Origin of the sequence: Nitrospira tepida (assembly GCF_947241125.1) — a bacterium.
Lineage (GTDB): Bacteria > Nitrospirota > Nitrospiria > Nitrospirales > Nitrospiraceae > Nitrospira_G > Nitrospira_G tepida.
The window spans coordinates 2,997,218-3,020,611 of the sequence record NZ_OX365700.1 but is presented as its reverse complement, the minus strand read 5'-3'; the positions used below and the strand labels follow the sequence as shown (position 1 = coordinate 3,020,611).

The window sequence follows — 23,394 nt, the reverse complement described above, 5'->3', positions numbered from 1 at the left end:
AAAGGAACTATAGCATGGTTGTTCCTAGTGGCGGTGATCGTTCGATTGGCGGCGCTGTGGATCGTCCCCGCTCCTCCGATTGACGATAGCGCGCAGGCCGCCTATTTGGCCGGGGCTCACAAGCTCCTCCATGGAGAAGGCTTTCGGGACCCCTCGTATCCGATCTACGCTCCTCCTCTCTACGGGATGTTCATTGCATTTTTGCAATCCATCTTCGGGGAGGATCTTGGGCCTGTGAAAATCGTGCAGGTCATGGTTGACTCGGTCACGGTGATCTTAGTGTTCTTGATCATGCGGGAAATTTTTAATGCGCGAACGGGCCTTTTGGCTGCTGCCGTCCTGGCCGTGTATCCATTCGCCATCTATCTGGCAATCTCGATTGCCGCCGAACCGCTGGTCACTTGCTTGTTAGCGGGGTTTGTTCTTCTGGTTATCTATGCCGTGCGCTTACAGGATCTGAGGTACTTTGCCGCCGCTGGCATTGTGTTGGGTTTAGCGACCTTAACTCGCGGGGCCACACAGTTCCTTCCATTTCTCCTTGTCTTTGTGTTGGTATTTCTTATCAGGGGTGGAAAGCAAGTCTTGATCTCTTACATGGTCTGTCTTGCTGGTTTTGTGCTTGTCATCTCACCGTGGACAGTAAGGAATCTCGTAGTGCTCGATGACGTGATCCCTGTGGCCACCGCCGGAGGCATTGTCATCCTGATGGGATCGAACGAGACGTACCTGACGATTCCTGGAAAGACGGAAATGAATGAGAAGTATCCTCCTCCTCAGGGAATCAAGCCCTCCGAAGTCGATAGATATTGGAGAAACGCAGGCATAACCGAACATCTGCGTCATCTACAGGCGGATCCGATAGGTTTTGTCACATTCAATATCGCGAAGTTTTTCAGGCTGTGGTATGCAACCGAATCCGGAGACAACCATCAATGGACGCTCGGCGGAAACCTGCCGCTCTATCTTCTCGCCTGTGTGGGGTTAGTCATTGCGCTGAGAACGCAGCAGTATCTCGTACTGATCCCCCTGTTTGTCATCGGGTATTACGCGTTGCTCCATTGGGCCAGTCTCCCGTTATTCCGCTACATGATGCCGGTCATGCCCTATGTCATTGGATTGGCATCGTTCGGGGCTTTAGGATGGGCCAATCAGATCGGCTTCGTTCAAAGATTTCCCGAAACGTTGCTATCAGCGACTTCCAAGCAACCGTCCCTTGATTCTCATCCTGAGCGCTAAGGGCGAGATTGGTCACGGTTGGTGAGCCCTGTAAAAAGGATAATAGGTGCCGATCTCTGAGTGGGATGTAACCTGTGGGTGAAGACTGGTGGAGGCTCGCATGAAACGACAAGAGCAACCTGTTGAAACGGAACATACTCTGGTGGAAACCGCCGCTCAGATTGAAGTCACGATTGTCATGCCTTGTCTGAATGAGGCAGACACCCTTGAAACATGCGTGAAGAAAGCTCAGCGGGCACTGCGAGACAGCGGGATCGTCGGTGAAGTGATTGTGGCTGATAATGGCAGCACGGATGGATCCCAAGCCATCGCCTTGGCCATGGGGGCGCGGTTGGTTCCTGTGTCTGCCAAAGGTTACGGCAACGCGTTGATGGGAGGCATTGCGGCTGCCCGCGGCAAATACGTCATTATGGGAGATGCCGACGACAGCTATGACTTCCTTGAGGTCCCCAAATTCGTCGAGAAACTCAGGCAGGGGTATGTTCTGGTACAGGGATGTCGACTCCCCTGGGGCGGAGGCACAATCGCAAAGGGCGCGATGCCCTTTCTGCATCGATGGTGGGGCAATCCGATGTTTACGTTGATGGCCAAATCCTGGTTTTCATCGCCGATTCACGACGTCTATTGCGGATTGCGGGGGTTTTCGAAGGAACTCTATGAACGGTTGAATTTGCGCTGTACAGGGATGGAATTTGCCACGGAAATGATCATCAAGGCCAGTCTGTACGGAGAGAAGATTGCCGAAGTTCCCATTACACTGCACCCGGATGGCCGCAAGTCGCATCCCCCCCATCTCAAGACGTTTCGCGACGGGTGGAGGACTCTCCGCTTCTTCTTAATCTATAGCCCGCGGTGGCTCTTCTTCGTTCCGGGGCTTGCGCTCATCGTGCTCGGGCTTGTGGGATATGGATTGGCGATGCCAGGAGTGAGGATACAGGGGGTGACTTTTGATGCCCATACCCTGCTCTTTGCGAGTCTTGCCATCATCTGTGGCGCTCAGTCGATCTGGTTCGCGTTGTTCTCGAAGACCTTTGCGATCAGCGAGGGACTGCTCCCAGAGGATCCCCGGCTTAATCGTTTCTTTCAAGTCGCAACGCTTGAACGAGGGCTTATCCTGGCGTCGGGCGCCCTGTTGCTTGGAGTAGGGCTGCTATTGGCAGCAATCAACGAATGGAGGATAGTCGGTTTTGGAAGTCTGGATTACGCGAAAACGATGCGAATGGTTGTGCCTGGCTCGACGCTTGTAGCCCTCGGGTTTCAGACTATTCTGTCGAGCTTCTTTGTCAGCATTCTGGGTATGCGGAGAAGATAATGCACACTGATCCGCGCAAAGAGGACTTCGACGACTATAGCGAGGACTATGACCGAGCGCTGGCTGAAGGTTTATCGGTGGCGGGAGAGAACAAGGAGTATTTTGCAACCGGACGAATTCAGTGGCTAAGAGGGCGGTTGGATGAATTAAGGGAACGTTCAGATAGGGTTCTTGATTTTGGTTGTGGTGATGGCTCTGCGTCAGAGTTGATTTTAAAGTATCTCGGAGCCAGAGAGACTATCGGCGTGGATACCTCCTCCCGTATGGTGGCTCTTGGCCGAAGGAAGTACGGGAGCGACTGCTCACGCTTCTTCCACATGAACGAGTATAGGCCAAACGCAGACGTGGACTTGGTCTATTCAAATGGAGTCTTTCATCATATTGCACCGTCCGAGCGGCCTCAAGCGCTCGACTATGTCTATCGGTGCTTGCGGGCTGGAGGACTGTTTGCTCTTTGGGAAAATAATCCATGGAATCCGGGCACGCGCTATGTGATGAGCCGGATTCCGTTTGATCGAGATGCCATTCCCCTTACCCCCCGCGAGTCGCGGGTGTCAGTGCAGGCTGCTGGATTTGAGATAGTCTATTCAGACTTTTTATTTCTCTTCCCGCATGCGCTCCGGTTTCTCAGATGGCTTGAACCGTTTGTCTCGCGGTACCCATTCGGTGCCCAGTACCTTATTCTTTGCAGAAGGCCATCTTAGGGAATCTCGCATGTTGTTATGCAGGGCGTGACCCTACTGAGCACGCAGATTCACTGGTGATGAAGGGGGGGTGGTATCTCCCTTCGGGGCGCTTCCGCCTCCTCCCGGCGCGCTGACTCTCACGTGATCGAATCGCCATTCAGATGGATGAGTCCAGTGTTCTTCCTTGAACGGGGCCCAGGCAGGTGTGAAGTTGATCATAGCCAGTGCTCCGCCAAAATTAACGTTCGTCAAATAACCTTGCTGTACTCCATCCATCCACCAGCGCAAAATTCCGTCCCGTGAGGTGTCGGATGTACTTTTTTTGGCATACACCTCCATGCGATGCCAAACACCTTTCGTGATCGTGGTGCCAGTCGGGCTAGGGAGAGATAATGTGCCTGGGCAATCGCCATAACCGGGCAAGTGGCAGTTGTTGAGGTATGGCTGATTAGGCCGTGTTGAAAGTGCCCAGTGAGGTTTAAAAGGTCCACCATAGCAATAGTCGCAGTAAGCCCCAGCTTCCAACCAGAAATAACTGCCGTCGGACTGGATGAACGCGACGATCTTGTTGGTCTGACTAGCAGTCCCCACAAAATTGGGATCCATCCAGACCCAGAAACCCGTATACCACTCGCTCAGGTTGTTCACCTGAATGTACGGATCTCCCCCACCCCCACCGATTGATGGATTATAGGTAAAGCTCAAGACACTGTTTGGCGAATGCGGGGCCGTCGAATCGGACTTGATCGAGCCACAGCCGTAGGCTGGCTGCCAGCCCCCGCCAGGGCAGCTATTCCAGTTATAGTCGTTTATCACGGTCGAGCCGGCAGGTTCGTTCGGCCAGGATTGCGCCCAGGCGCTCGGAGCGATTGCCATTGCCAACAATAGTGCAAACATGACCCGTTTCATTGAGTTCCTCCTGTCCGTTCGTGTCGTTCCGATGGTCTGTCTGTGCTCGTTCGGCGTCTCTTCTTCGATGGTGCTCGATCAGTACAGGCTCTTGCTCACTTCGTTGGAATACGAGCTTTCATTGCCGCTGTTGTCGAACGCGGTGACGACGAAGAAATAGGTCGTCCCCGTGGGCAGCCCGCTGGCCACGTAACTGGTCACGTTCCCGTTGATCGTGGCGATGGGGGCGCCGTAGGCTCCGGACGAGGTTGCACGATAGATCTTGTACCCGCCCAGATCCTGTTCAGTGTTGGCGTTCCACGTGAGCGTGACCGATCCTGTTGTTGTTGAGCCGGAGGCAGTCACCGTCAACGCCACTGGAATAGTCTGCGGCGTGTTGGTGGCCCCGGTGGCCGAGACGGTGATAACTCCGTTATAGGTGCCGGCCGCCAACCCGGAGAGGTTCACACCCGCCACGATGGAACTGCCGGATTGGGTGGCGGTGAGCCAGTTTGCATTGTCCGCGACCGTCCAGCTCAAGGTCCCGCTGCCGGTATTGGAGACGGTGATGGTCTTGCTGCTCGGGTTGCTTCCTCCTTGTGTTCCAGTGAATGCGAGACTCGTGGGACTCAATCCAATGCTCGGTTGCGTCGGTTGAGTCTGAGACCCCGTGACAGTCAATGTGACTGGAACTGAAATAGGGGTGATGGCGGAGCTGGACGGAGTAATTGTGAAGGTGGCGCTGTAGGTTCCGGCGGTCTTAAAGAACTCCGGGTATACATAACCATGCATTTTGGACGGTGTGCTTCCCGATGAAGGATCTCGAAGGATCCAATAGGCGGGATCATTAATGGACCAACCCGTACTTCCCCCGGAACTGTTGATATCGAAAGTAAACTCTTGAACGGCGGTGGTTCCTGCTGGAACCGTGATCGAAATACTAGCGGGGGTCGCACTGATGCTCGATGCGGGAGTAGGCGCTGGGGCCGGTGCAGCCGTGACTGTTAATGTTACCGGGATCGTCTGCGGTGTGTTGGTGGCTCCGGTCGCGCTCACGGTGATGGCGCCATTGTAGGTCCCGGCCGCCAACCCGGAGAGGTTCACGCCTGCGACGATGGAGCTGCCGGACTGGGTGGCGGTCAACCAGTTGGCATTGTCGCTGGCGGTCCAAGTCAGGGTGCCGCCACCGGTGTTGGAGACCGTCACGGTCTTGCTGGCAGGGTTGGTCCCGCCTTGGGTTCCGCTAAATGCCAAACTCGTCGGACTCAGCGCGATTGTCGGCGAAGCCACGGGTGCGGCGGCCACGGTCAAGCTGACCGGGATCGTCTGTGGCGTATTGGTGGCGCCGCTGGCGCTTACGGTGATGGCGCCATTATAGGTCCCGGCGGCCAGCCCGGAGAGGTTCACACCTGCGACGATAGAGCTGCCGGACTGGGTGGCGGTCAACCAGTTGACGTTGTCCGCGACCGTCCAGGTGAGGGTCCCGGTGCCGGTGTTGGTGACGGCGACGGTTTGATTGGCCGGATTGGCCCCGCCCTGTGTTGCCGTAAAGGCCAAGCTGCTGGGACTCAAGCCGATCTTGGGCTGCACGGTCACCTGTGCAGCATTCACGGCCAAAGACACCAGTACCGTCTGGGGAGAGTTTGAGGCCCCTGAGGCGCTGACTGTGATCGGAGTGGAATAGATGCCGGCCGGGAGTCCGCTGGTATTGACGGAAACCGAGACCGTCTGATTATTGCCGCCTGAGGAGCTGCTCAAGGAAAGCCATGCGGCATTCTCGCTGGCGGTCCAGGAGAGCGGTCCACCTCCGCTCTTCGAGACGGAAAAGGCTTGGCTGGGCGGATTCCCCGAGCCGGCTGTCGCTGAAAAGACCAACGCCGTTGGCGAGACATTGAGGGTTTGGGGCGGACCATTCGACCCCTTGCCTTTTGTCTTGACCGCTTCCTCCACCTCCGGGAATTGCGACAGGACCTGCGAAAACTTCCGGCCGCTCCCTTTCGGGGTCTCAGTTGAAGATGTGGACGTGGTGGTGCTCGTCGCCGCCGTCAGGGATGTCGTGGTGGTGGTCGTTGAGGCCGTGCCGACGGTCACCCCACCGGTCGTGCTGCCCAGCAGGGAACGTGGAGCCACAGTCGAGATCGACGATGATGGCATCGAGCGGGTTTGTGTGGTGGTAGTGCTCTGAGTCGGAGCGGGCGACACCGTCGAGGACGGAACCGTTGTCACGGTCGGTGCCGAGGTGGTGACGGTCGCCTGGGAGGGAGCAACCGGTCTCGTCTTCTGCGTCGATGTCGTACTCGGCCGTTTCAACAAGGTCTTTGACCGTTTCTCGGTGTTCGTTTCCTCTGAGAGGGTATCCGTGGATCGCTCTGTGCCGGTCGAACTTTTGGCGGATGGTCTTCGGATCAACGAATGGCGATGGTCCCGATCGCTGACCAATCGAACCAAGGATCGGTCTCCCTGCTGTCTCGCTCCCGTCCAGTCTTGCGCAAGCACGGCATGATTGCCGAATGCCGGCGAGGAGAGGACCGCCGTACTCAAGACAAGCCCACCCAGGGAGAGTGTGAACACCTCACTGAAAGTGAAACACGTGGGTCTATGATCTGTGCGAGGCATGGTTCCGGTCCTCCTTGGTTACATCTGGCGCCGGCTACCACGCTCGTTTGGGTAACTGCAGGGGAAAGACACATGCAGGTTACCGAAGTCACCCATCGAGCCAGCGTGGCAGCCAGACTGACCGTCGGGTCTCTCGTGATCCCGCTGGGGTCTCTTAGCTTTGCGTCCCGCCTTTACAGGCGGTTTGCCCTTGTCACGCGACGAAGCTCGCTATGCGTTCTGCTCGTTCAATCTGTCGTCGTCCACATGCCCCGCAGGTGGATGAGGTTGTCTTTCTTTTCTTTGCTTATTAGATGACACATTCACGAGGACGAAATTTTGTCTGAAATACTTCCATTTTTCGTTGTGTGTAAAGCAAAACAAGTGCCGCTGACTCGTTCTGAACCTTGTCCGCGAATGCGAGAAGGGGTCGGTTTAAGATTCGGCAATATATCAATCGGTTACCAAAAATTGCCAGGGGATTTTTGGCTGGGATGGAACTGTTGGTCGGGAGGACCGAGGGGCTTGCTCCCGTACATCGCTGTACGACCTGTAGGCTGGAGAGTTCAATGGGTCTCTGCTTCAAGCCGAACGAATCAAAGCGGTTCGAGAGACCGTCCCCTGAATGGCCTCCTTTGCACAGCCGGCCGGTCCAGCGCAGGGATTGGGACTGTGAATCGTCCATTTCGCTTCCACTCGTCTTTGGGCTGTGCTATGTGTTGCTCCTCGGACGCAAGCCGTCTCGTCTTGTCGGCGTTGGTATATTGGCACCGGTTCAAGCAAAGCTTGGTATGCAGGCGTTTCTCCGGCAGCATATGAAAAAGAACGGAACCATGTAGGGTGCTTCTCCGCCGGCCCAGTTACAATACAACGATGAATAGCCGGCGGATCAAGCGAAGCTTGGTATAGAGGGGCTGCGCCCGATGAGCCGCCGGGTCAACCGAAGGTTGGTATGAGGAAGGCGAAGAGAAGCACTGAAGGTGTTTCTCCGGTGCCGGCAGATACGATAAGACGATAAAGAGGCACCGGTTCAAGCAAAGCTTGGTATGGAGGATATGGGAATGAGTCAGTCGCGGGTTGCTCGGCAGATTGCGGTGGTCGGCCTGGGGTACGTCGGGTTGCCGATTGCGGTCGCGTTCGGCAAGCAGACTCCTGTCATCGGCTTTGACATCGATAAGACGAAAATCGAGGAGCTGCGCCGCGGCATCGACCGAACACGCGAGGTCTCGCCGGCCGACCTTCAGGCCTCACGAGTGACCTATACGGCTGAACCGTCGGATTTGAAGGCCGCCGACTTCATCATTGTGGCGGTGCCGACGCCGATCGACGACGCGCTCCAGCCCGACATGAAGGCGTTGCGGATGGCCTCGGAACTGATCGGCGACAACCTGTCGCGGGGCGCGATTGTCGTCTATGAATCGACCGTCTACCCCGGGGCGACCGAGGAAATCTGCCGGCCCATCCTGGAGAAACGTTCCCGACTCACATGCGGCGTTGATTTCAAGATCGGCTATTCGCCCGAACGCATCAATCCGGGAGACAAGGCCCATACGCTGGAAACGATCGTCAAGGTCGTCTCCGCCCAGGACGAGGAGACGTTGGAGATCGTGGCCAACACCTATGCCCTGGTGGTGAAGGCCGGCATTCACCGCGCGTCGAGCATCCGCGTGGCGGAAGCGGCCAAGGTGATCGAGAATACCCAGCGCGATTTGAATATCGCCCTGATGAATGAGCTGGCGTTGATCTTTGACCGGCTCGGCATCGATACCAAGTCGGTGCTCGAGGCGGCCGGAACCAAATGGAACTTCTTGAAATTCACGCCGGGCCTGGTCGGCGGCCACTGCATCGGGGTGGACCCCTATTACTTGACGGCCAAAGCGGAATCGGTCGGCTACCATCCCCAGGTGATTCTCGCCGGACGGCGCATCAACAATGGGATGGGTAAATTCGTGGCCGAAAAGACGATCAAACTCTTGGGCCGGGTCGATCGCCCCATGAAACAGCTCCGTGTGGGGGTGCTGGGCCTCACCTTCAAAGAGAACGTGCCGGATCTGCGGAACAGCCGCGTGCCGGATATCATCCGCGAGTTGCGCGATTTCGGCGTGGAGGTCCTGGTGCATGACCCGCTGGCGGAGGCCGAGGAAGCGGTGGCGGAATACGGCATTCATTTGATGCCGTGGGAGCAGATCACGAACGTGGATGCGCTGATCCTGGCCGTCGCGCACACCGCCTATCTGGACATGGGAGCGCCGAAGCTCTTGGCGGTGCTGCGGGCGCCGTCGGAGGGGGTGTTGATCGACGTCAAGGCTTGTCTCGATGCGAAGACGATCCCGCCAACCATTGCCTACTGGCGGTTATAAAGGAGGTGGATTCGCTCTTTCCTCCTCTGGTTCTGCGCCCTCCTCCCTCTTCATTCTTCATTCTTCATTCCTCATTTCTAATTCCTCATTCCTCATTCCCCATTCTCGTCCTCGCCTCACTTCTTCCGATCGCATCAAAGTCGGCATTCCTTGCGAGCCGGGAGTGATTTGTTAGAATTCGAAAATGTCGATTCTGTTCCGTTGACACTCGGTTGAGGTGTGTCTTGCCCGCTCGCCGTTCGACGCGACCCATCCCGGTCCTTTCGACATCGGCCCTCCTGATGCTGACCCTGTTCGGCTGCGCGTCGCTGACGGCGGTCGATCCGCGGCGCGGCGACCAGTTCATGGCCTCCGGCAGTTGGGAAGAGGCCATGACCGCCTATCAACTTGCGCTCAAGGACGATCCGTTCAATGCCTCGCTCCAGCACAAATTTGAGCTGGCGCGGGAGCGCACCGCGGCGAAGTATGAAGAGCAGGGCCGGACCTATTTGAAGGAGCGGCAGATTGAACCGGCGGTCGAGGCGTTCAAGCGCGCGCTGACGCTCGAGCCCATGAACCGCGCGCACCAGGACGGGTTGACCGAAGGATTGCGGCTCAAGGAAGCCAGAGACCGGGTGCGCGAAGCGGAGAAGCTGGTCCAGCTCGGCCGGAGAGAGGATGCCTTCCAGGCCTATACGCACGCGGCCGAGTTGGACCCGGCTTCGGATAAGGCCTCGGAAGGCATCTCCCGGCTCAGCGAACAGGAGGAAGCGGACAAGCGGGATGATCCCCTGGCGCAACCGGTGACGCTTAAGTTCAAGGGCGCGGGGCTGAAGGAGGTGCTGGAAAGTCTCGCGAAGATCGGCGGCATGAACATCGTGTTCGACAAGGACGTGCGCAACGATCCGGTCAGCATCGCCATCGAAGCCACGCCGTTCGACGAAGCCTTGGAGCTGATCCTGAACAGCAACAGCCTCTTCTCGCGCCGCGTCGGCCCGCAGATGTTGCTGATCAGCCCGAATACGAAGCAGAAGCAGGAACAATATCAGGATCTCATGATCCGGACCTTCTACCTGTCCCACACGAAGGCCAAGGACATGCTGGCGCTGCTCAGGACCATGCTGGACACGAAGCGCCTCCATGCCAACGAGCAGATCAACACCATCGTGATCCGCGACACCCCGGAGAAGGTGGAGCTGGCCGAGCGCATCATCACCGCCAACGACCGCGAAGAGCCGGAGGTCATCTTCGATGTCGAGGTGCTGGAGGTCAATCGGACCAAGGCGGAAAAGTACGGGCTCACGTTTCCCAAGCAGGCGGGCATGGCGATCGTCCCGCCGGGCTTCACCGGGTCGATCGCGGGGGACTTGGCCCAGCAGTTCACCTACCGGCAACTGACGAGCCTCGGGCAGGACAGCTTCCTGTTCAAGCTGCCGACGAACATCGTCCTGGATTTCTTCAAGTCGGTGACGGACGCCAAGACGCTCGCCTCGCCCAAGCTGCGCGTGGTCAACAACCGCAAGGGCGAGGTCAACATCGGCGACAAGCAGCCGATTCTCCTGTCCACGACGAACGTGCTGCCCGGCCAGGCCACGACCGGCGCGGTGCCGACGACCTCGACCGTCACCTCGGTGGAATTCCGCGATACCGGCGTCAAGCTGACCGTCGAGCCGTCGATCCGGCTCTCGCACGACCTCTCCTTGAAGATGAAGATCGAGGTCATCCGGATCGGCGACAAGGTGTTGCTCCAGGCCTCGCCGCCGATCGAGCAGTTTCGGTTCGGCAATCGAAGCGCCGAGACGACCTTGAGCATGAAGGACGGCGAAACGATCGTGCTGGCCGGGCTGATTCAGGAGGAAGACCGAAAGGTGCGCGTGACCGTTCCCTGGCTGGGGGACCTGCCGGTCATCGGCAACTTCTTCAGTTCCTTCCAAACCGAGCGCGTGACCACGGAGGTGATTCTCACGATCACCCCGCGCATTCTCGATCCGGCGCACGTGCCGGGCCTGCACAACCAGGTGTTCTGGTCCGGCACCGACAGCATCTACACGACCAAACCGATGTTTTCTTCGGCGGCCCGCAGGACCTCCCTGCGGATGGATCTGCCGGGCGACCCCACGCGGCCGGCGGTCCCGCTCGAGGAGGGGGCGCGGCCGAGCGTCGCGCCGCCGTCCACCGGGACGGCGGCGCAGGAGCCGTCGCGGACCGGAATCAGGGTGAAGGATGTGACGGCGCGCGTGGGCGAGGATATTCGGTTGAGTCTGGTGGGACAGGACGTCAAGGCGGCGGCGTCGGAATCGGTCAAGATCCTCTTCGACCCGGCCATCCTGACCTTGCGGCTCATTCAGGAGTCGCAGGCGTTCAAGAACCGGGGAGGCTCGGTCTTGCTGGATGATTCGTCGCCCGGAGAAGCCGGGATGGTGGCGGTCAAAGTCTTGCCGCCGTCCAAGGCCGGAACGGCCGCGGGCGAGGTCGCGCTGTTGACGTTCGCGGCCAAGGCCGCGGGCGTGTCCTCGGTGCAGGTCGAATGGCCGTCGGCGGGGGCCGCCGAACGCATGGCCATCGTCCGGGTGCGATGAAGGATTCCGGCGTCACATTGCTGGAATTGCTGGTGACGGTGACGATCCTCTCCGTGCTGGCGTCGGTGGCGGTGCCGCTGCATCGGGTCTCCGTGAAGCGCGGCAAGGAACTGGAGCTCCGGCAGCACTTGCGCGTCATGCGCGCGGCGATTGATCTCTTCAAGACCGAATGGAACCGCGAGGGCGACACCTTGCTCGGGGTGCAATGCATCAAGAACAAGCTGACCTGCCGGGACGTGAGCGGCCCCTATGGGTATCCGAAATCCCTGCGCGCCTTGCTCGGGGTCGAGTTGACGAGCCAGGAGGCGACCGTGAAGGGGGTGGCGGTGCGGCGGTACTTGCGGGCCATTCCGGTCGATCCGTTGACGGGCAAGAACGAATGGCGGCTCCGTTGCTACCAGGACCCTCCCACGGCCGATTCGTGGTGCGGCACGGACATCTATGACGTCTCCACGAAGAGCGAAGAAGTGGCGCTGGATGGCACCAAGTATAAAGATTGGTGACGCCGGGGCCGGTGATCCACGGCGGCGCGCGGAGCGTGGCTTCACCCTGATCGAGCTCATGACGGTCTTGTCGGTCGTGGGGATCTTGGCGACGCTCGCGGCCCCCTCCTATCAAGCGGCTTCCGTCAAGGCGAAGGAAGCGGCGTTGCGGCAGGATCTGTTTACGATGCGGGATGTGCTGGACCAACATCGAGCGGACCAAGGCAAATATCCGGGATCATTGGATGAGCTGGTCCGAGCCGGATACCTGCGAGCGGTTCCCGTCGATCCGTTCACGCAATCCTCGTCCACCTGGCAGCAAATTCTCGAGCCGGTCGAGGGAGGCGTCTTCGATGTGTATTCAGGATCGGATCTTATCGGCAGCAACGGCGTGCCGTACAACCGTTGGTGAACCGCCGAGGTTATCCACCTCCATGTCGCATGATCCCCGGCCATCACGCTCGTCCTCGCCACCGGTCGCGCCGCCCGATCGAGGGGCCGGCTCCTTCTCATGCCTGGTGCGGCTGTTGGTCGGGGGCTTGATCCTTCTGATGAGCGGCTGCGCGGATCTCGAACCGATGGAAGATCCGGACGTGGCGGATTACCACCTCACCATCGATACGATGCGGGCCGCGGCCCGGGAGGCCGAGCGGAACCTGGCCGATCTGCGGTTGGAACTGGACAGCCAACGGCAGGAGTTGAGTTCGGCGCTGATCGCCCGGGCGCAGTTGGAAGGCCGGCTGCGCGAAGTCGAACGGCGCCTTGCGGATGCGCGCCACATCATCGAACTCCAGCGGGAAGAACTGGCCGGCATCAGGGTGGAACGGGAGCGGTCCTCCAAACTTGAGGCCCCGCCGGCTCCTCGGACCAAGCTTCGGTCCAAGCGACAGGCCCAGCCGGTCCCTCCTTCCATCGGGCAAGCCATGCCCAGTCCCCCAGTCCCCCCGGTGGCGTCTCCGGTTCCTCAGGTTCCGGAGCCCCCTCCGCCTGCTGCTGTCTTGCCGGACCAGTCTCCATCGACGGACCCGATGCCTGAACCAACTGCGCCGGTCCTGCAACCGGACGGAGGTGGGTCGCCCGTTTCGTTCCGCCGGGAATCTGGAGGCACGGCCGAGTCCTTCGTGCGACGCATTGCCGTTCAGGCCGGCGATACCCTCTGGCGGCTGGCGAGGCGGTACGGGGTGGACGTCGAGGCGCTCCGCGCTCTGAACGGCCTGTCGGGCGATCTGATCCAGGTAGGACAGGCGCTGATGATTCCTGACACCGGGATCCGTTGATCCGTAGAAAGGGCTCTGGCCATCCCGATGCCGCTGTTCGCTTACAAGGTGGCGCGCGCCGACGGCACGACGTTCGTCGGCGAGATCGAAGACGACAATGAAATGGCCGTTCGCACCAAGCTCGAAGGGCAGGGTTTCCTGGTGTTCCGCGTCCGCCGGCAGGGGGCTTGGTCGGTCGGCCCTTCTGTCGGATCGATCGGCACCATCGGATTGTCGGGACGATGGACCAAGCTGCCGCCGCAGCAGTTCTTGATCTTCAACCAGGAGCTCCTGGCGTTGATCCGGTCCGGCCTGCCGGTCTTGAAGGTGTGGGACCTGTTGATCGAGCGCGCGCCACATGCCGGATTTCGGGAGACACTTCGCGCGGTGCGCCAGGAGATTCGCGGGGGCGCATCCGCCTCCGATGCGTTGGCGCAACATCCGCTCTATTTTTCGGATCTCTACGTCGCCACATTGAAGGCTGGAGAGCAGGCGGGCAACGTGCCGGAGGTGCTCCAGCGCTATGTCGCCTATCTGAAGTTGATGATCGGCCTTCGCCAAAAGGTGTGGAAGGCGCTCACCTATCCGCTCTTCCTCGTGGTGGTGGGGATCTGTGTCGTCGGGTTTCTGTTGACCTATGTGATGCCGACCTTCATCGCGGCCTATGGCGAGCAAGCCCGCACCTTGCCCGCGGCAACACAATGGCTGCTCGGCGCCATTCACACGTTGCGCGCGAACTTCCCATTGTTCGCGGGGAGCTTCCTCGCGGCGGCCGTCGCGGCGCGGTCCTGGTATCGGACGGAGGCCGGGCGTCTGGCGACCGATCGCGTGCTCTTGCGAGTACCCCTGCTGGGGGCGGTGCTGTGGCGGCATTACACGGTCCAGTTGACCCGCACGCTCGCCACGGTCCTCGGCGGAGGCACGCCGCTCGTCGAGGCCCTGCAGATTTCCCGCAGCGCCGTCTCGAACCGGGCCGTCGGCGAGGGCCTTGCGCGCACCGTCGAGCAGGTCCGCGAAGGCTCCAGTCTGACGGCGGCCCTGCGGCATCCGCCGGTCATTCCCTCGCTGGCCGTGGAGATGCTGGCCGTCGGCGAGGAAACCGGATCGCTCGAAACGATGCTCAAGGACGTGGCAGAGTTCTACGAGGCGGAGTTGGATATTCGGCTGACCCAGTTGACGACCTGGATCGAGCCCGCCCTCTTGCTGCTGATGGGCGTCCTGGTCGGGGGCATCGTCATCATCATGTATCTGCCGGTGTTTCAGATGGCGGGGAGCGTGCAATGAGGGTGAGGCGCGCGCATCTATCCGACCCCGCTCACCCTGGCTTCCGGCAGACCGGCGGGAGCTGAGCGCACTTGTCCATGCAGACGAAATTCGACCGTCCGTCATTGATCGAGGTGCTCGTGCGGCAGCAGGCCGTGACCGACAGTGCCGCCCATGAGGCGATCAGCACACGAGGCAATGAAGCGGGCGAGATCGGCCCGCTGCTCGTGTCGGCCGGCCTCATCACCGACGAACAGTTGGCGCAGGCGACGGCCGAGCAATATGGGCTGCCCTACGACTCGCTCTCCAATGTCGAGGTCGATCCCAAGTTCTATCAGAGCATTCCGGTCAAGCTCATGCAACGGTACCCGTTTGTCCCGATCGCGGAGCAGGACGGCGTGTTGACGATCGCGGTGGCCGATCCGGCCAATCTCCTGGCCCTGGATGAGCTGGAACTCCTGTTGAACCGTTCATTGCGTTTGGTGGTCAGCCCTCGTCCGGCCATTCAAGGCGCGCTGGGGCGGGGAGAGGGGGCCAGCCATGCGTTGCGGGAGTTGGAAGCCGAGTACCGGTCCGTCCTGGTCAAGGAGGATGAACGGGGCGAAGAAATCCTGACTGCGGACCAGGTGGTGGAGGACCAGAGCCCCGCGGTCAAGCTGATGGACACGATCCTCCACAGCGCGTTGCAACGGCGCGCGAGCGACATCCATATCGAAGCCACGGACCAGGCGACCTTGGTGAAGTTCCGGATCGACGGCATTCTGCTCCCGGCGATGGATCAGCTCGATCTCAAGGTCCATGCCCCGCTGGTCTCGCGTCTCAAGGTCATGTCGGATCTGGACATTGCGGAGCGCCGCGTGCCGCAGGACGGTCGGTTCCGCATGCGCATCGACCGCCGCACGGTGGATTTCCGCGTGTCCATTCTCCCGAGCGTGTTCGGCGAGTCCGTAGTCATCCGGATTCTCGACCGCGACTCCATCACGGCCGGGCTGGCGTCGCTCAAGCTGGACCGGCTCGGGTTCAATCCCGAAGACCTCAAGCGGTTCCGGCGCGCGATCCTGGCGCCGCACGGCATGGTGCTCGTGACCGGTCCGACGGGAAGCGGGAAAACAACCACGCTCTATGCGGCGATCGCGGAGCTGCATACCCAGGAGGACAAGCTGATCACGATCGAAGACCCGGTCGAGTATCAGTTGCCTGGGGTCGTGCAGATTCCGGTCAACGAGAAGAAAGGCCTGACGTTCGCCCGGGGCCTGCGGTCGATCCTGCGGCATGACCCGGACAAGATCATGGTCGGCGAGATCCGTGATGCCGACACGGCGCAGATCGCCATCCAATCCGCCCTGACCGGCCATTTGGTGTTCACGACCGTCCACGCGAACCACGTGTTTGACGTGATGGGCCGGTTCGTGAGCATGGGCATCGACCCCTATAACTTCATTTCCGCCTTGAACTGCGTGCTGGCCCAGCGGCTGGTGCGGACCATCTGCCCCACCTGCCGCGAGCCGGTCAAGCTGGACCATGAATTGGCCGAGGAGTCCGGGTTGGATTTCGACCGCTACCGCGATGCGATTCTCTTCCAGGGCCGCGGCTGCCGGGAATGCCATGGGACGGGCTATCGCGGGCGCAAGTGTCTCACGGAACTCTTGAACCTGACGGATGAGATCAAGGAGATGCTGCTGGCCAGGCGGCCGGTCTCGGAGATTCGCTACCGGGCCATGACCGACGGCATGACCACGTTGCGTCAATCGGCCTTGATCAAGGTCCTGCGGGGCGAGACGACGTTGAGGGAAATCAATCGGGTGACGTTCGCCGAACGTTCGTGAGGGGCCACTATGTGGTGGGGGGCGCGCCCGCAACGTTGTCTGAAGATCGGAGCCGAGGAACTGGTCTGGGTCCATGCGCGGAGCCGCTGGGGGCGCCGGCGTCCCCACCGTTGTTCGGTGCGCCCCTTGGCGCCGGGGCAGATCCGCCTCTCGCCGATGGAGCCGAACCTGATTGACGAGTCCGCCGTCGAAACCGCCGTCCGGGAATTGATCGCGCCCCCGCGGTTCATGCGGGTCCTGCGTGGCGACCGATTCTCGCGGGTGCCTCGCCCCATCACCTTGCTCCTGCCGGACCTCTGCGTCCGTACCGTGGTGTTCCGTCTGGACCGTATCCCGGCGAAGCGGAGCGAGCGTGACGCGCTGATCCGCTGGCGATTCGGCCAGGACCATCTCTTCCCGCTCAACGGCGCCACGGTCTGTCATCAACTATTGCCCTCCCTCGATCCTCGGTCGAAAGGACAGGGCGCGACCGTCTTGGCCGTCGCGATTCAGGATGCGGTGCGCCGGCAGTACGAAGGCCTCTGTCAGGCTGTCGGGTTGGTGCCGATCGACGTCACCACGCCGAGTTTTCAACTTTGCAACGTCTGGCTGGCCTCGCAGGACCAGGCGACGCCGGCGCGGCCGGTCGCCGATTTCCTCTGGCTGAGCCTGCTGGATCGGACGTTCACTCTCTGTGCATTTCACCGGGGGCAACCCGTCTTCACCCGGTCCAAGCTGCTGGGACCAACCGGCGCAGCCGGACCCGATCGCCGCCTGGACGCCGAACAGCTCGAATGGATCGCAAGCGAGTGCGAAGCGTCGCTGCGCCTGTACGAGGAGCAGGGAGTCCCGGGCCAGCCCTCCCGGCTTGTGGTCGTGGCGGACGAAGGGTCTGAGACCTTGCAGGCCGGCCTCCAGGAACGGTTGTCCCTTGAGGTGGTGTCTTTTGATTGGACGGTCTGCGAGCCGATGCGATGGCGGATCAGGGGGAAGGACCTGCCGGCCAGCGCGATGGCTGCGATCGCCAGCGTCTGTTGAGCAAGATGAAGATACGGAATCTGATCAGTCTCAGGAATGCCATCCAGGATTTGCTGGCGGCGCCGCTGTCGTTCCGGATCAACCTGAGTTCCTATTCACACCCGGCGGTGTTTCCGATCCGCTGGGGCTTGATGGGGGCCGCCTGTCTCTTGGCGGCCTTCATCGCGTGGGATCTCTTAGACGGCTATCATCTCTACGGGGAGATCGCCGAGCTGCGCGCGTCGGTCGCCCGGTTGCAGGAACAGGACCGGCAATTGTCGGCGGCAGCCCAACACGAGGGCATCGATCTGACCGACTCGGCTCTCCAACGGCTCCCCGCCGAAGTGGCGTTCGTCAATCGCCTGGTCGAGCAGCGCGAGTTCTCGTGGACCTCCTTCTTGAGCGAGCTGGAGAAGGCCGTGCCCGCGCGGGTCGGGATTTTGTCGATTCGGTTGGACCCGTCGAGCGCCGTCATCCGACTTTCCGGTTCGGCCGTGACGTTCGAAGACGCCACGAGTTTTCTCACGACCCTGCAGGACCATCCCCATTTTCGCGATCCGGTGCTGATTCAGCACCAGAATCGGGAGGATGGGTTGGTGGAGTTTCACGTGCAAATCCACTATCGAGGCCATGCCAAAGACCGCGCCACCTGATCTCTGGACCAGGCTCTTTTACCACCCCTATGCGCTGCTGGTGCCCTGGGTTGGGTTGGTCGGTGTCCTGCTTGGCATCTGGTCCGGACTCCATCTGGGCCTGCTGGAGCGGCTGCGGGATGAGCGGTCGGCGCTGGAGCAGGAACGGACATCGGCGCGGCAACAGCTCAACCGCCACGTCGATGCGAAGCAGGCGCGCAAGGACATGGCGCGGGTGCTGGCCCGCCTGCCTGACCAGCGCGACTTTGCCCCCTTGGCGCTTGGGCTGACCGAGCAGGCTCGCGCGCAACATGTCCGGGTGCCGGGCCTGTCCTATCAGGTGGAGAAAACCGAGATTGCGCTGGTGAGGAAGGCGGTCCTGCAGGGAGCGGTCAGCGGACGATACGAGGATTTGCGCCGGTTTATTTACAATCTCGAAACAGCGCAGGAACTCCTGCTGATCGAGGATCTCCAGGTCGCGGGGACAAGGGTCCAGGATCAATCGGTGACCTTCAATATGCGGATCGTCACGTTTCTCCGGACGGACCGGGAGCAGAACCGGCCCTCTGTCGGGGCTCCCTCATGAGTCGACGGACGAGCATGCGCGCGCTGGGCGCCCTGTTGGGCCTCTGGGTGGTGGTGGCCTGGGGGGTCTTTGGCTTTTCCGATGAGCCGTCGCGCGTGCCCCTGGTCAATGTTTCCGGACCGGCTGCCGGTCCGGCTGGCCAGAGCGGGGAGCGAAATTCCGCCGCGCAGCGCGGGCTTCACGTCAACCTGGCGCAATTTGAAGCGACCCGCAGTCAACGCGAAGGAGGGTTTGCGCCGCCGAAGAATATCTTCGCTCCTCCGACCTCTCCGGTTGGAGGAGGAGCGGCCGCCGCGACTCCCATGACCGCCGACGAGGACCCAGCCGAAGTGGCCGAGCCGGTTCCGCCAATCGATCCCGTGAATCATCCTGCCTCCCGCGGGTCTTCCTGGCGCTACCTGGGCTATGTCGTGATGGGGGCTGCCAACCCCGACAAACCTCTGGCCGTGCTGGCCCTTGAAGACGACCTGCACATCGCGGCTTCCGGCGGTCGCTTGGACGACCATCTCATCGTGAAGGCGATCGAGCCGGACCATGTCACGCTGTTGGAGGTGCCGGCCCGGGTCGAACGGACCCTTCCGCTGGTGGATGTCGTTCCGACGGAATAGGCCATGGGACCACCCAGGAACCGCCTGATCGCCTCGCAGCAGGGGTTCACCTACCTCACCCTGATGTTCTCGATCCTGTTGATCGGGGTGGCGGTCGTCACGGCCGCCGAGCCCTGGAAGACGGTGATCCGGCGCGCGCAGGAGGCCGATCTGCTGGCGCGCGGGATCGAAATTCAGCAGGCGCTGGCCGCCTACTCCGCATCGAGAAAGGGCGGGCGAGTGATGCCGGGCGAGATCTATCCGGCCTCGCTGGAGGATCTCACCAGGCTGCCCCGGCCGTTTCTGCGGAAGGTCTATCGCGATCCGATCACGGCGCGAGACTGGGAGCTGATCCGATCGCCGACCGGCGGCATCATGGGGGTGCGGAGCCGGAGCACGAAGAAACCGCTCAAGCAACATGAGTTCCCGCCGGCCGTCCGGCATTTTGATGGGCTGAAACGGTACCGGGATTGGGTCTTTCAACATCCCAATCAGTCCAGCGTGAATCTCTTGAATCCGTTGGGCATGGTCCCGACCGGCACGATGCCGCCGGCCGCCGGGCCGCAGGCGGGACCTCGGCCTGGCGCCGTCTCGCCGGGAGCCAGCCCGTTCGCCACGGGGCAAGCGGGGGCCGGCGCCTTCGGAGGGTTTTCATCCGGTTCCATCGACCAGCCGGAGGACGGGACCGTGCCCTCTCAACCGGGAGATCAGCCGACCGGATCATCTTCCGCCGTGCCGTCCGAGACCGGCGGCTCCGGTCCGGCTGAGTAGTCCGTGATCCGTTAGTCCGTGATTCTCTCGCCAATTCCTTCGCGCTGATCCTGTCAGGATCGCCGGCCTCCGCCCTTCGTTGGCCTGCGTCGCCGCTCTTGACCCTTTTTCAAAGGCCACGGTATTCTGCTGCACTTGATTGTTTGAACGACGCCGTCTTGTGAGAGGAGCCCTGACCCCATGCCGGAGCAGCAGGATCAGCAAAACGATCTGGAACGGACCACGTCGCAAACTTCGACGGTCAGCGTTGAAACCCCTCAAGGCGAGGCGCAGCAGGAACCGGAGCTGTCGGTCCCCGAGTATGTGCGGACCCTCGTCACCCGCGCCCGATCGGCCTCATCAAAATTGGCCTCCCTGTCCAGCCACGTCAAGAACCAGGCGCTCCTGGCCATGGCCGAGGCGCTTGAGGCGAAGGTCGAGGACATCTTGGCGGAGAACGAGAAGGATCTGGCGGCCTACGGGGAGAACCCGGAGAAACAGGCCTCGGCCGACCGGCTGAAACTGACACCGGAGCGGATCGCGGAGATGGCGCGCGGCGTCCGAGCGGTGGCGAACCTGCCCGATCCGCTCGGATCGATGCCGAAGATGTGGACCAGGCCCAACGGCATGCAGGTCGGGCGGGTGCGGGTTCCGATCGGGGTCATCGGCATCATCTACGAATCGCGCCCGAACGTCACCGTGGACTCGGCCGTTCTCTGTCTAAAATCCGGGAACGTCTGTGTGCTGCGGGGCGGCTCCGACGCGATCCAGACCAATCGCATGCTGGCGAAGATCCTGTCGGACACCGCCGATGCGCAGGGCATCCCGCCGGGAGCGATTTCGTTCGTCGATCGGCCGGATCGGGAGGTCGTGGAGGAGTTGCTCAAGCAGGATCGCGACGTGGATCTCATCATTCCGCGCGGCGGTCCGTCCTTGATGAAGACGGTGGCCGAGCATGCCACGATCCCGGTCCTCAAACATGACGAAGGCGTCTGCCATGTCTATGTGGATCAGGACGCCGATCTGGCGATGGCGGAAACCATTTGTCTGAACGCCAAGGTGCAGCGGCCCTCGACCTGCAATGCCATGGAGGGGCTGCTCGTGAACCAGGTGGTGGCGCGCACGTTTCTGCCGGCCCTGGTCAACAAGCTGCATGAGGCCGGGGTGGAGGTCCGCGGCTGTCCGAAGACGTTGCAATTGTGCCCCGATGTGAAACCCGCCGCCGAGGACGATTTCGGCAAGGAGTTCCTGTCGCGCATTTTGGCCGTCCGCATCGTCAAACACCTCGACGAGGCGTTGGACCATATCGCCAAATACGGGTCGCGCCACACGGAAGCGATCGTCACGAACGACTATGCGCGGGCCATGCGGTTTCTCCGCGAGGTTGATGCGAGCGCGGTGATGGTCAACGCCTCGACCCGCTTGAACGACGGCTATCAGTTCGGGTTGGGGGCGGAGATCGGGATCAGCACCTCCCGCATCCATGCGCGGGGTCCCATGGGGCTCGAAGAACTCACCTGTTCCAAATTCATTGTGATGGGGAGCGGGCAGATTCGCGAATAGATGGCTCTCGACGCCCGCATTCAGGCTCTTCTCGGCAGGCCCGGCACGTTTGTTTTCCCTTCCAATCTTCCCTACGCCACCGATCTGGCAGAGGCCGGCGGGCGGGCGCTGCGCCAGCCCGCCGGACATCTCGTGCTCTACGGCGGACACGGCCGGAGGATTCTCTATGCCGATCCGGACGGCCAGCCTCTGCACGAATGCGACTGGGAGCCGGCTGAGGGCGGCGCGATACGGCTGCGGCGGGCGCGGGTCTGGCTCGACTGGGGTCAGTGGGTCGGGATCCGTCCGAGCGGGCTTGTCACCAGCACTACGTTGGATCTGTCCCGCAAACCGGGCTGGCAGCACATTCGTCCCGATGACCTCCGGCACATGGCCGCCCAGGCCCTTCGCGTGCCGCTGAGTGAAATCCAGTTCTTCTATACGGATGACGATCTGCGCATCGACGAGCGAGGCCTTGCCACGATCCGGCACCGGAAGGATGCCTTCTACCTGCTTGATCAAGGCCGGTTCGACGGGGCCCGCTTCATGGCCTGCATGGGGGCGATGCATTGGGACCGGATCGATTTTCTCCCGGTCGTCGAGCTGTTTCAGTCGCTCGTGCCCGGCACCGGCTCGGCCGTGCTGGAGCTGATCCGCGAGCTGTATGACGACCAATGTCCGGCCGGCGACCGGTTGCTCCGCTATCGGGGGATTCCCACCTATCCGTCGGAGGCCGCCTATAAACTGTTCGGCGGGTTCTTTACCGCGCGAGGGCCGCAGGGGCCCGATCCTTTTGAACTCTTCATGGACCCGCCGCGCTCACACGAAGTGACCTGGGTTCCGCATACGACGCCGTTGCGCCGCTACTGCGACCAACCCCGCCGCCTCTGTGTCACCGTCCGAGGGGAACAGGCGGTCAAGGCGACCGTGGCCGACGATCCCGCAGGACTCTCCTACATGGCGCCGGACGCCAAGGGCTTCGCACCGGGGGGCCGCGGGCTGCTGGTGGAGCAGGGTGAGTTGGTCCTCAAGGACGGGGATCATGAGACGAGGCTGGCCTGGCCAAGCTCCTGGGGGGCGGTCAAGAATTCCACGGTCTCATTGATGTCTGTGGTTGGGCCGAGTTGGCGGGACCTGTTTGCCGAGGGTGTGCCGCCGGTCCCGCCGGCTGAGGCCTTTGGGGCCGTGTTGCTCTATCCGGAGGATGAGCGGGAGATCGACGAACTGGGCACCCAGGCTTTTGTGGTGGACTATCTGACCGATCTGCTGGAGCAGGAAGCCTCCTTGCGCATGATGATCGACCGGGCGAAAACCGTCCTGATCCATAATATAGATGCGGGCCTGACCTCGCTGCTGTCCCTGGGGCGGGCCAATAGCGCTCTCGTGCTCTTCCGCCATCCCGCGCACATTCAACGACAGGCCCAATCTCTCTGGACCAATTGGACCAGGGAAGGGCGCACGACAGATCTTACTTCCGTTCGCCTGTACCAGGCCGAGCCCCACCTCGACCGGGCCTACCAGGGGCGCTATGACCTGATTTACGATGGAGTGCCCTTTGCCCAGCATGACCAGCCCGGCGAACTCGTGCGATCCCTGTCTCGATTCGCTGCGGCGCTGGCTCCGAGAGGACTGGGGTTTCTCTTCGGACCCCGGATGCCGGAGGAGAGCCATCGGGAGGCGGGGCTGCGCGTGGCCGGGCAATGGCCGGTGGCGGAGCTGCCTCCCTTCCGCATGCACCAGACCATCCTGGCCAAGGCGAGGATCAAGACCGGGCTGACCTTGGCGCTGCTGGCCAAGGGCTGAGGCCACGGGAAACCATTCACCTATCGCTTGAAGAAT

General features: G+C 61.4%; 19 protein-coding genes, 1 pseudogene and 1 riboswitch. Of the genes and pseudogenes, 17 read left to right on the top strand and 3 right to left on the bottom strand.

The window, feature by feature from the left end; translation table 11 throughout:
• Positions 1 to 27 precede the first annotated feature (27 nt).
• From QWI75_RS14310 to QWI75_RS14300, 3 genes are all read left to right on the top strand, one after another.
• On the top strand, positions 28 to 1,236 hold the full coding sequence (locus QWI75_RS14310) for an ArnT family glycosyltransferase (protein ID WP_289269258.1): 1,209 nt from the start codon (positions 28 to 30) through the stop codon (positions 1,234 to 1,236).
• Positions 1,237 to 1,336: 100 nt separating this feature from the next.
• Positions 1,337 to 2,548, top strand: coding sequence for a glycosyltransferase family 2 protein (locus QWI75_RS14305; RefSeq protein WP_289269257.1), 1,212 nt, complete (start codon positions 1,337 to 1,339; stop codon positions 2,546 to 2,548).
• On the top strand, positions 2,548 to 3,252 hold the full coding sequence (locus tag QWI75_RS14300) for a class I SAM-dependent methyltransferase (RefSeq protein WP_289269256.1): 705 nt from the start codon (positions 2,548 to 2,550) through the stop codon (positions 3,250 to 3,252). Before QWI75_RS14305 ends, QWI75_RS14300 begins: the two co-directional genes overlap by 1 nt.
• A 33-nt stretch (positions 3,253 to 3,285) precedes the next feature.
• Here the strand turns inward: QWI75_RS14300 and QWI75_RS14295 are convergent, their stop codons facing one another.
• The 3 genes and pseudogenes from QWI75_RS14295 to QWI75_RS22885 all read right to left on the bottom strand — a co-directional run.
• Positions 3,286 to 4,143 (bottom strand): hypothetical protein, encoded by an 858-nt coding sequence (locus tag QWI75_RS14295; protein ID WP_289269255.1) that lies wholly within the window; start codon positions 4,141 to 4,143, stop codon positions 3,286 to 3,288.
• Positions 4,144 to 4,221: 78 nt separating this feature from the next.
• On the bottom strand, positions 4,222 to 5,733 hold the full coding sequence (locus QWI75_RS14290; RefSeq protein WP_289269254.1) for a BACON domain-containing protein: 1,512 nt from the start codon (positions 5,731 to 5,733) through the stop codon (positions 4,222 to 4,224).
• A 78-nt stretch (positions 5,734 to 5,811) separates the two neighbouring features.
• Positions 5,812 to 6,276, bottom strand: a pseudogene (locus QWI75_RS22885) (BACON domain-containing protein); the annotation flags it as partial.
• Positions 6,277 to 6,842: 566 nt separating this feature from the next.
• Positions 6,843 to 6,937: riboswitch (cyclic di-GMP riboswitch) on the bottom strand.
• A gap of 841 nt (positions 6,938 to 7,778) precedes the next feature.
• On the opposite strand from QWI75_RS22885, the gene QWI75_RS14280 reads away from it, so the two are divergent.
• From QWI75_RS14280 to QWI75_RS14215, 14 genes are all read left to right on the top strand, one after another.
• Positions 7,779 to 9,077 (top strand): nucleotide sugar dehydrogenase, encoded by a 1,299-nt coding sequence (locus QWI75_RS14280; protein ID WP_289269252.1) that lies wholly within the window; start codon positions 7,779 to 7,781, stop codon positions 9,075 to 9,077.
• Between the two features lie 281 nt (positions 9,078 to 9,358).
• The gene (locus tag QWI75_RS14275; RefSeq protein ID WP_289269251.1) at positions 9,359 to 11,635 is read left to right on the top strand and encodes a secretin GspD/PilQ domain-containing protein; all 2,277 of its coding nucleotides are present in this window, start codon (positions 9,359 to 9,361) and stop codon (positions 11,633 to 11,635) included.
• Positions 11,632 to 12,138: a type II secretion system protein gene (locus tag QWI75_RS14270; RefSeq protein WP_289269250.1), complete on the top strand. Its 507-nt coding sequence runs from the start codon at positions 11,632 to 11,634 to the stop codon at positions 12,136 to 12,138. The genes QWI75_RS14275 and QWI75_RS14270 overlap by 4 nt, the downstream gene beginning before the upstream one ends.
• The gene (locus tag QWI75_RS14265) at positions 12,113 to 12,529 is read left to right on the top strand and encodes a prepilin-type N-terminal cleavage/methylation domain-containing protein (protein WP_289269249.1); all 417 of its coding nucleotides are present in this window, start codon (positions 12,113 to 12,115) and stop codon (positions 12,527 to 12,529) included. Before QWI75_RS14270 ends, QWI75_RS14265 begins: the two co-directional genes overlap by 26 nt.
• Before the next feature lie 22 nt (positions 12,530 to 12,551).
• On the top strand, positions 12,552 to 13,394 hold the full coding sequence (locus QWI75_RS14260; RefSeq protein WP_289269248.1) for a LysM peptidoglycan-binding domain-containing protein: 843 nt from the start codon (positions 12,552 to 12,554) through the stop codon (positions 13,392 to 13,394).
• 27 nt (positions 13,395 to 13,421) lie between these two features.
• Complete coding sequence (locus QWI75_RS14255) at positions 13,422 to 14,657, top strand: type II secretion system F family protein (RefSeq protein WP_289269247.1); 1,236 nt, start codon at positions 13,422 to 13,424, stop codon at positions 14,655 to 14,657.
• Positions 14,658 to 14,734: 77 nt separating this feature from the next.
• The gene (locus QWI75_RS14250; RefSeq protein WP_289269246.1) at positions 14,735 to 16,462 is read left to right on the top strand and encodes a GspE/PulE family protein; all 1,728 of its coding nucleotides are present in this window, start codon (positions 14,735 to 14,737) and stop codon (positions 16,460 to 16,462) included.
• 9 nt (positions 16,463 to 16,471) lie between these two features.
• The gene (locus tag QWI75_RS14245; protein ID WP_289269245.1) at positions 16,472 to 17,479 is read left to right on the top strand and encodes a type IV pilus biogenesis protein PilM; all 1,008 of its coding nucleotides are present in this window, start codon (positions 16,472 to 16,474) and stop codon (positions 17,477 to 17,479) included.
• A 5-nt stretch (positions 17,480 to 17,484) separates the two neighbouring features.
• Positions 17,485 to 18,111 (top strand): PilN domain-containing protein, encoded by a 627-nt coding sequence (locus tag QWI75_RS14240; RefSeq protein WP_289269244.1) that lies wholly within the window; start codon positions 17,485 to 17,487, stop codon positions 18,109 to 18,111.
• Positions 18,089 to 18,676: a type 4a pilus biogenesis protein PilO gene (locus tag QWI75_RS14235; protein ID WP_289269243.1), complete on the top strand. Its 588-nt coding sequence runs from the start codon at positions 18,089 to 18,091 to the stop codon at positions 18,674 to 18,676. Before QWI75_RS14240 ends, QWI75_RS14235 begins: the two co-directional genes overlap by 23 nt.
• Positions 18,673 to 19,284, top strand: a complete 612-nt coding sequence (locus QWI75_RS14230) for a hypothetical protein (RefSeq protein ID WP_289269242.1) — start codon at positions 18,673 to 18,675, stop codon at positions 19,282 to 19,284. The genes QWI75_RS14235 and QWI75_RS14230 overlap by 4 nt, the downstream gene beginning before the upstream one ends.
• Positions 19,285 to 19,287: 3 nt before the next feature.
• Positions 19,288 to 20,034, top strand: coding sequence for a type II secretion system protein (locus QWI75_RS14225; protein WP_289269241.1), 747 nt, complete (start codon positions 19,288 to 19,290; stop codon positions 20,032 to 20,034).
• Between the two features lie 180 nt (positions 20,035 to 20,214).
• Positions 20,215 to 21,576: a glutamate-5-semialdehyde dehydrogenase gene (locus tag QWI75_RS14220; protein ID WP_289269240.1), complete on the top strand. Its 1,362-nt coding sequence runs from the start codon at positions 20,215 to 20,217 to the stop codon at positions 21,574 to 21,576.
• The gene (locus QWI75_RS14215; RefSeq protein ID WP_289269239.1) at positions 21,577 to 23,358 is read left to right on the top strand and encodes a hypothetical protein; all 1,782 of its coding nucleotides are present in this window, start codon (positions 21,577 to 21,579) and stop codon (positions 23,356 to 23,358) included. It abuts the gene before it with no gap.
• Positions 23,359 to 23,394 lie beyond the last annotated feature (36 nt).

Excerpts from the sequence above, each read along its gene's own strand:
- QWI75_RS14305 (WP_289269257.1), top strand. The coding sequence starts at position 1,337 with ATGAAACGACAAGAGCAACCTGTTGAAACGGAACATACTCTGGTGGAA.
- QWI75_RS14300 (WP_289269256.1), top strand. The coding sequence starts at position 2,548 with ATGCACACTGATCCGCGCAAAGAGGACTTCGACGACTATAGCGAGGAC.
- QWI75_RS14295 (WP_289269255.1), bottom strand. The coding sequence starts at position 4,143 with ATGAAACGGGTCATGTTTGCACTATTGTTGGCAATGGCAATCGCTCCG.
- QWI75_RS14280 (WP_289269252.1), top strand. The coding sequence starts at position 7,779 with ATGAGTCAGTCGCGGGTTGCTCGGCAGATTGCGGTGGTCGGCCTGGGG.
- QWI75_RS14275 (WP_289269251.1), top strand. The coding sequence starts at position 9,359 with ATGCTGACCCTGTTCGGCTGCGCGTCGCTGACGGCGGTCGATCCGCGG.
- QWI75_RS14270 (WP_289269250.1), top strand. The coding sequence starts at position 11,632 with ATGAAGGATTCCGGCGTCACATTGCTGGAATTGCTGGTGACGGTGACG.
- QWI75_RS14265 (WP_289269249.1), top strand. The coding sequence starts at position 12,113 with ATGGCACCAAGTATAAAGATTGGTGACGCCGGGGCCGGTGATCCACGG.
- QWI75_RS14260 (WP_289269248.1), top strand. The coding sequence starts at position 12,552 with ATGTCGCATGATCCCCGGCCATCACGCTCGTCCTCGCCACCGGTCGCG.
- QWI75_RS14255 (WP_289269247.1), top strand. The coding sequence starts at position 13,422 with ATGCCGCTGTTCGCTTACAAGGTGGCGCGCGCCGACGGCACGACGTTC.
- QWI75_RS14250 (WP_289269246.1), top strand. The coding sequence starts at position 14,735 with ATGCAGACGAAATTCGACCGTCCGTCATTGATCGAGGTGCTCGTGCGG.
- QWI75_RS14245 (WP_289269245.1), top strand. The coding sequence starts at position 16,472 with ATGTGGTGGGGGGCGCGCCCGCAACGTTGTCTGAAGATCGGAGCCGAG.
- QWI75_RS14240 (WP_289269244.1), top strand. The coding sequence starts at position 17,485 with ATGAAGATACGGAATCTGATCAGTCTCAGGAATGCCATCCAGGATTTG.
- QWI75_RS14235 (WP_289269243.1), top strand. The coding sequence starts at position 18,089 with ATGCCAAAGACCGCGCCACCTGATCTCTGGACCAGGCTCTTTTACCAC.
- QWI75_RS14230 (WP_289269242.1), top strand. The coding sequence starts at position 18,673 with ATGAGTCGACGGACGAGCATGCGCGCGCTGGGCGCCCTGTTGGGCCTC.
- QWI75_RS14225 (WP_289269241.1), top strand. The coding sequence starts at position 19,288 with ATGGGACCACCCAGGAACCGCCTGATCGCCTCGCAGCAGGGGTTCACC.
- QWI75_RS14220 (WP_289269240.1), top strand. The coding sequence starts at position 20,215 with ATGCCGGAGCAGCAGGATCAGCAAAACGATCTGGAACGGACCACGTCG.
- QWI75_RS14215 (WP_289269239.1), top strand. The coding sequence starts at position 21,577 with ATGGCTCTCGACGCCCGCATTCAGGCTCTTCTCGGCAGGCCCGGCACG.